Origin of the sequence: Allocoleopsis sp. (genome assembly GCF_036703385.1) — a bacterium.
Taxonomy (GTDB): Bacteria; Cyanobacteriota; Cyanobacteriia; order Cyanobacteriales; family Coleofasciculaceae; genus Allocoleopsis.
Genome location: NZ_DATNPA010000688.1, coordinates 1 through 5,498 on the forward strand (window position 1 = coordinate 1; position 5,498 = coordinate 5,498).

The window sequence follows — 5,498 nt, forward strand, 5'->3', positions numbered from 1 at the left end:
ATAGGGATTTTAGTTGATTTCGACCCCATGTGATGGTGAAAGGTGCGATCGCTATATCGTTTCAATCCCTGATAGGGATTTTAGTTGATTTCGACAAGTTCTGAGGCTGTTGATTTTCGTCGTTTGGTTGGTTTCAATCCCTGATAGGGATTTTAGTTGATTTCGACCTGGCGCATTGTGGGAGAAAGAAGCCTTAAAGAAGAGTTTCAATCCCTGATAGGGATTTTAGTTGATTTCGACTCCAGTGCGATCGCTCCCACTGCCCAGGCTCCTAAGAGGTTTCAATCCCTGATAGGGATTTTAGTTGATTTCGACCAAACCATCTATAAAGTGTTTTGCGTGGTACGTCTGGATAGTTTCAATCCCTGATAGGGATTTTAGTTGATTTCGACATTAAGATAGCATTTTCAAGACGGGATGAGTCAAGATACCTTCCGTTCCAATAGCTTCAAACTCAGTTTTGATAAGCTTTTCAGGATTTCCGAGAACCTATAGAAAGGGGCAATCTTTTCACAGCCTTACCCTGCAAGGGATACAGCCTTAAATTTTGACCCTTCTTCAAAAACACCTATAGGTTCTCGGATTCGGGGAAAAAAATCGACTCATTTAAGGAATAGCTAGCAATCCGTTCTGCCTCAGGCAAAGGTCGAAAACCCCAAATCTGGGGGGATATCCTGAAGGCGTCCCTGTCCCACAGCCTGAATCGCTTCTTTGAGAGAAACATCCCCAGTGTACAGCGCACGACCCACAATTACTCCATTAACCCCCAATGGTTCAAGTGCCAACAAACTCAACAAATCCGTAACTGAACTCACACCGCCAGAGGCAATAACAGGGATGGAAATGCTACGCGCAAGTTCTCTGAGGGCGTCTAGATTGGGGCCAGACAGTGTGCCATCCCGATGAATATCAGTATAAATAATGGCAGCCGCTCCTAACTGACTCATCTCCTGGGCAAGTTCGGTTGCCTTAACCTCAGACGTTTCTAACCAGCCACGGGTGGCAACTAAGCCATTACGGGCATCAATCCCCACAATAATTTGTCCTGGAAATTCTTCGCACAACTGTTTCACCAAGGGGCGGTCTTCTACCGCTGCCGTGCCCAAAATCACTCGCTGGACACCGATATCGAGTAATTGTGCCACACCTGTGCGATCGCGCAAACCTCCCCCCACTTGTACCGGCACGGACACAGCCTGGACAATAGCTTCTATTGTCTTGGTATTAACGGGCTGACCAACTTTCGCCCCATCTAAATCGACAACGTGTAGGCGAGTGGCACCCTGATCGACCCATTGTCTGGCAACATCAGTCGGGTTATCGTTAAAGACTTGCGATCGCGCATAGTCTCCCTGATACAACCGCACACACCGACCTTCAAGCAAATCAATTGCTGGAATAACATCCATTCTTCATCATCCAACGAACCTTACAGCAGTTTTCAAGTGTACTACCACAAGCATGAGGCCTAGGGTGTGTTTTCAAACCCTTTGATCCCCCCCAGCCCCCTAAGGGGGGAGAATTCAATCAAAGTCCCCCTTTTTAAGGGGGATTTAGGGGGATCTGAATCTGACGACGAGGTTTGAAAACGTGCCCTAATCCCCAGCCCCTTCCCTAGTAGGAGAGAGGTTTGCCTGTGGCCTATTCATTTGAAAATCGCTGTAATTAGCTTAACCAAGAACTCGCTCAACCTAATGGTAATGATTGTTTGCAATAGAACTCACCACCGAGGTTACCCCTACGAATACCGATCAAAGATTGATTGACAGACTACTCATTAGCCCCCTATGAGGCAACTATTACAGCAGATTGCCAGTAAATAGAACACACTCAATTCAGTGCATCAACGAATACTGATTTGCTAACTGCTGTTACTGGACTTCATCAGCCTGCAATCTGCTGTAAGTCCACTGAGGCGGCGACAATTCTTCGAGAATTTTGAACCGGACATGATTAATGGCGAGTTCACCAATCGAAGTATTTTCCTTATTCACAGGAACGCCTTCACTTTTGAGGGTTTCAAAGGGAATCCCTTTTGCCATCTCCATGTGGTACCAGGAAAGACCCATAAAAAAGCGGGTCGGGTAAGGGCCTCCTTCCACTGTGTCATCAGGATTGGATTCCATCGGCAACCAGCCGACGCCAGGGACATAAAATTCCATCCAAACATGATTAAAGTCGGGTTCCAAGGGAATATCGAACTTGTCGGGGTGGGGAGGGCACTTGTAACGACCAACGGTGCGGCAAGCAATTCCATTAAGCCGTCCTAAGGCTAGCAACAGACCCAAATATTCGCCGCACGAACCAATACCCCGCTCTAAAACAATGTCTGGAGTATCAATATGGGGTTTAATACCGTAGGAAAGTTTGTCATAGACATAGTTGCGAATATTGTAAACTTTCCGCAGGAGATTTGTTTCCCGACCAATGGCCTCACGAGCGGCGTGACGAATGCTCTCTGTGTCCATCGCTAACTGATCATTATCCACCAGATAGCGAGGTTGAAAGTCTGGGGGTAAATCAGGCAGCTTTTCCACGTCTCGTGGTGTGAGGCGGTATTTAATACTCCAGACTTCTAGAAGGGCTTTCCAACCGAAGATATGCCGTTCACCGGGTTTGAGAGTATCGAATTTGAAGACAGCGACGCGCTGTCCATCCTGAACTTCTTCGGTGAAGCGCATACCCATCGGTTCAATTTTTCTGATCTTCTGTCGATCCGTTTCCGCAGGCAGGGCAATGCGCCATTCGACCTGTTGGAGTTCAACATCTTCGAGGGGGGCAAGTTCCTCGACATAGCACATTTCGATCAAATAGCCATTGGAGAGGGCATAGTGGCGCTCGGCATTGTGGCTAAAGTAAAGAGGATGAATGAATGTGCGATCGCGATACTGCAATTCGTAATTGGGGTTGGCGTTCGGGTTATCGCGGATATAAGGTTCCTCACCCGCATAGGCCACATAGAGAATATCTTGACCCGTCTCAGGGTCAGTATAAAAGGCTAAGCCAGTCGGGTTTGCAAAGGGAGTGAGTACACTAAAGTGTATTTCGCCTGTTGCGCGATCGAGGCAGTAAACCGTCTGTTCCTCAGCGTCGGAAACCCAAAGTTCCTCCCCTCGGAGCGTAATATGCTCAGCCCCAACGCCTGGAGCATATAACCGGGTAATCTCACGTCCTGTATCCCGGTTGTAAATAAAGATATACCCCGACCTTTGGCTGGAGATATAGATTGTTGCGTCCCGAACCGCAATGCCATCGGCGGTATAAGGCAAGCTAACAAAGTGCTGGAGGCTTAAATCACCCTTGAGCGGACAGAAGTAGACACGATTATCCAAGGTCAACCAAAGAGTTTCTCCGGAAAGCGCCAGACCAGAAGCACCTGCCCAGTCTAATTCGCGAGACGAGTTTAAAATAGTGGTGCTATCGCTTGTCGGATCGATTTGTAGCAGATAGCCGTTGGTGGCATCAATGGCAAACAGAGTTTCTCCCGAAAAGGCTATGCCCTGCAAGGCGGCTGCCCCAATGGGTCTAATAGTTGTGAAAGTTTGGCCTTTGGGTGAAACAGATGAAGCAGAATCGGGAATCATACTTAATCCAGATGAAGATTTAAATAAGAAATCAACGTTGCTGATGCCTTTAATGCCTCAAGTGATAACAATTGAAACTAAGGCAGATGCTGGTCTTAGAACCTGATTATCATAGATTTGCTACCAATGAATTGGAACCTAGGCTTCAGTTCTGCCATCTTGGAATAGAAAACACCTCGGTCTACCACAACTGTTTGTATCATGGCTTGGTTCACACGCTCCCCACACTTCACCATCCTGACTTTAGCCTTAACCTTAGGCTCAGTCTTCCCTGTCTCCGCGCAACCCCAGCCGAATTCTTCCTCGCTCAGCAGGGTGTTTGAAAATGCCTTTCAGCCACCGAATCGGGGGATTCCCGATAATCGACAAGGTGGAGCAAGTAGGGGCGGTTGCTTTTCAAAAAGAGATCAGCGGAAAGTTACGGCTTTAGTTCCGCTTGGTGGAGGTGAGACGACGGCTGAGTATCCAACAGTTTTTTGGTATATGCCTAGGATGTCTGATATTGATGACGATGGTAACCCTGGACAAGCACCAGCACCGGAAATGGAGTTCACGCTTAGAGATGCCAACGACCAAAAGATTTACTCCGCTAAGTATCCGTTGACTAAGTATACCGATAGTAGTGTAGGCACTCCCGGCATCATGAGCTTAACGCTGGCGAGTCCCTACGCCCTAAAAGTGGGTCAAGTCTATAAGTGGCAGTTGCAGGTGACCTGTAATGCCACAGGCCCAGATCAGTCAGACAATCAATCGGTTGAAGGTGTTCTCAAGCGAGTTGCAGAAGACCCAAATCTTGAACTTCGTACTCAGAAAGCGTCTCTTGAAGAGCGTATTATGCTCTATACCAAAGCTAATCTTTGGTACGACATGCTGCCTAATCTAGTTGCGCTACGACGCGATCGCCCGAACGACCCAACCTTGACAGATGCTTGGAACAAACTTTTTACCGCCGTGGAATTAGAGGACGTTTCTATACAATCTAAGCTTCAAGACGGCAGAACGACCAACAACTAAATCTAACAATCCACAACTGTCATGGCACAGATACGGTTCCGCTTTTCCAAATTCTCTTTGGCAGTTTATCTTAAATTGGCCTTGCTGACGGGTGTTTTCCTGCTCCTACAGACTCCGCAAGCCCTTCTGGCTCAAGCCATACCAAGGCGCTGGCAAGCAAAGCAGTATAAACCCCCCAGTGGCATTGGTGCACCAACGCGTACAGAAGGAGGGGGAACACGTGGTAGCACAGCTAACAACCGTTGTCCGATTGTTGGAAAATCTCTAACAGCTTTAGTCCCTGGCGATCGCTTTGGGGTAACGGTAGCACCCTATCCTACATTTTTCGTCTATATGCCTGCCGCATCAGCGCCAGCATCACCCTTACCTGTAGAGTTTGAGTTACAAGATAAGGACGGTAATAGGATTTATAAATCCATCTTCAAGACCAGTGGTAAGCCAGGAATTCTATCACTGACGCTACCCAGCCAAGCTGGCTTACCGCCTTTAACCGTGGGTCAGGATTATAAATGGTTATTCTCGATCATTTGTCAACCTGATGAGCGATCGGGGGACATTACTGTGGACGGGTGGGTGAGACGAGTAGAACTCAATGCGACTCTCAATAATCAGTTGAAGCAGGCATCGCCCCAACAGCAAGTGGAGTTATATGCCGGGGCGGAAATTTGGCAGGATGCCTTAGCCACTCTCGTTGAACTTCGCCGTAAGTATCCCAACGATGGGGCAATAGCAGCAGCTTGGCAACAGCTTTTGAGTGCGGCAGACCTTAATGCGATCGCCCAAGAGTCACTGGCGGCAAGTCCAACGAAGCCTGAAACTCGATTCACATCCTCTCAACCCTAAGGGTATTACTCCACGTAGGGTGCGTTCAAACGCACCCTAGAGACAAGGTATGTTTAC

At 47.9% G+C, this 5,498-nt stretch carries 4 protein-coding genes and 1 CRISPR repeat array; of the genes, 2 read left to right on the forward strand and 2 right to left on the reverse strand.

The window, feature by feature from the left end:
• Positions 1-58: 58 nt before the first annotated feature.
• Positions 59-392: direct repeats of the CRISPR family, unit length 37 nt; unit sequence GTTTCAATCCCTGATAGGGATTTTAGTTGATTTCGAC.
• A 243-nt stretch (positions 393-635) separates the two neighbouring features.
• Positions 636-1,409, reverse strand: a complete 774-nt coding sequence (gene hisA / locus V6C93_RS32550) for a 1-(5-phosphoribosyl)-5-[(5-phosphoribosylamino)methylideneamino]imidazole-4-carboxamide isomerase (protein ID WP_333480831.1) — start codon at positions 1,407-1,409, stop codon at positions 636-638.
• A gap of 462 nt (positions 1,410-1,871) precedes the next feature.
• A complete protein-coding gene (locus tag V6C93_RS32555) occupies positions 1,872-3,584 on the reverse strand; it encodes a transglutaminase domain-containing protein (protein WP_333480832.1) in 1,713 nt (570 codons plus the stop codon).
• A 201-nt stretch (positions 3,585-3,785) separates the two neighbouring features.
• Between V6C93_RS32555 and V6C93_RS32560 the strand changes: the two genes are divergently transcribed.
• Together V6C93_RS32560 and V6C93_RS32565 are read left to right on the forward strand one after the other, a co-directional pair.
• Positions 3,786-4,598 carry a DUF928 domain-containing protein gene (locus V6C93_RS32560; RefSeq protein WP_333480833.1) on the forward strand — a complete coding sequence of 271 codons (813 nt, stop codon included), beginning with the start codon at positions 3,786-3,788 and terminating at the stop codon, positions 4,596-4,598.
• A 21-nt stretch (positions 4,599-4,619) separates the two neighbouring features.
• The gene (locus V6C93_RS32565; protein WP_333480834.1) at positions 4,620-5,441 is read left to right on the forward strand and encodes a DUF928 domain-containing protein; all 822 of its coding nucleotides are present in this window, start codon (positions 4,620-4,622) and stop codon (positions 5,439-5,441) included.
• Positions 5,442-5,498 lie beyond the last annotated feature (57 nt).

Coding starts and splice junctions, on each gene's coding strand:
- V6C93_RS32555 (WP_333480832.1), bottom strand. CDS start 3,584: ATGATTCCCGATTCTGCTTCATCTGTTTCACCCAAAGGCCAAACTTTC.
- hisA (WP_333480831.1), bottom strand. CDS start 1,409: ATGGATGTTATTCCAGCAATTGATTTGCTTGAAGGTCGGTGTGTGCGG.
- V6C93_RS32565 (WP_333480834.1), top strand. CDS start 4,620: ATGGCACAGATACGGTTCCGCTTTTCCAAATTCTCTTTGGCAGTTTAT.
- V6C93_RS32560 (WP_333480833.1), top strand. CDS start 3,786: ATGGCTTGGTTCACACGCTCCCCACACTTCACCATCCTGACTTTAGCC.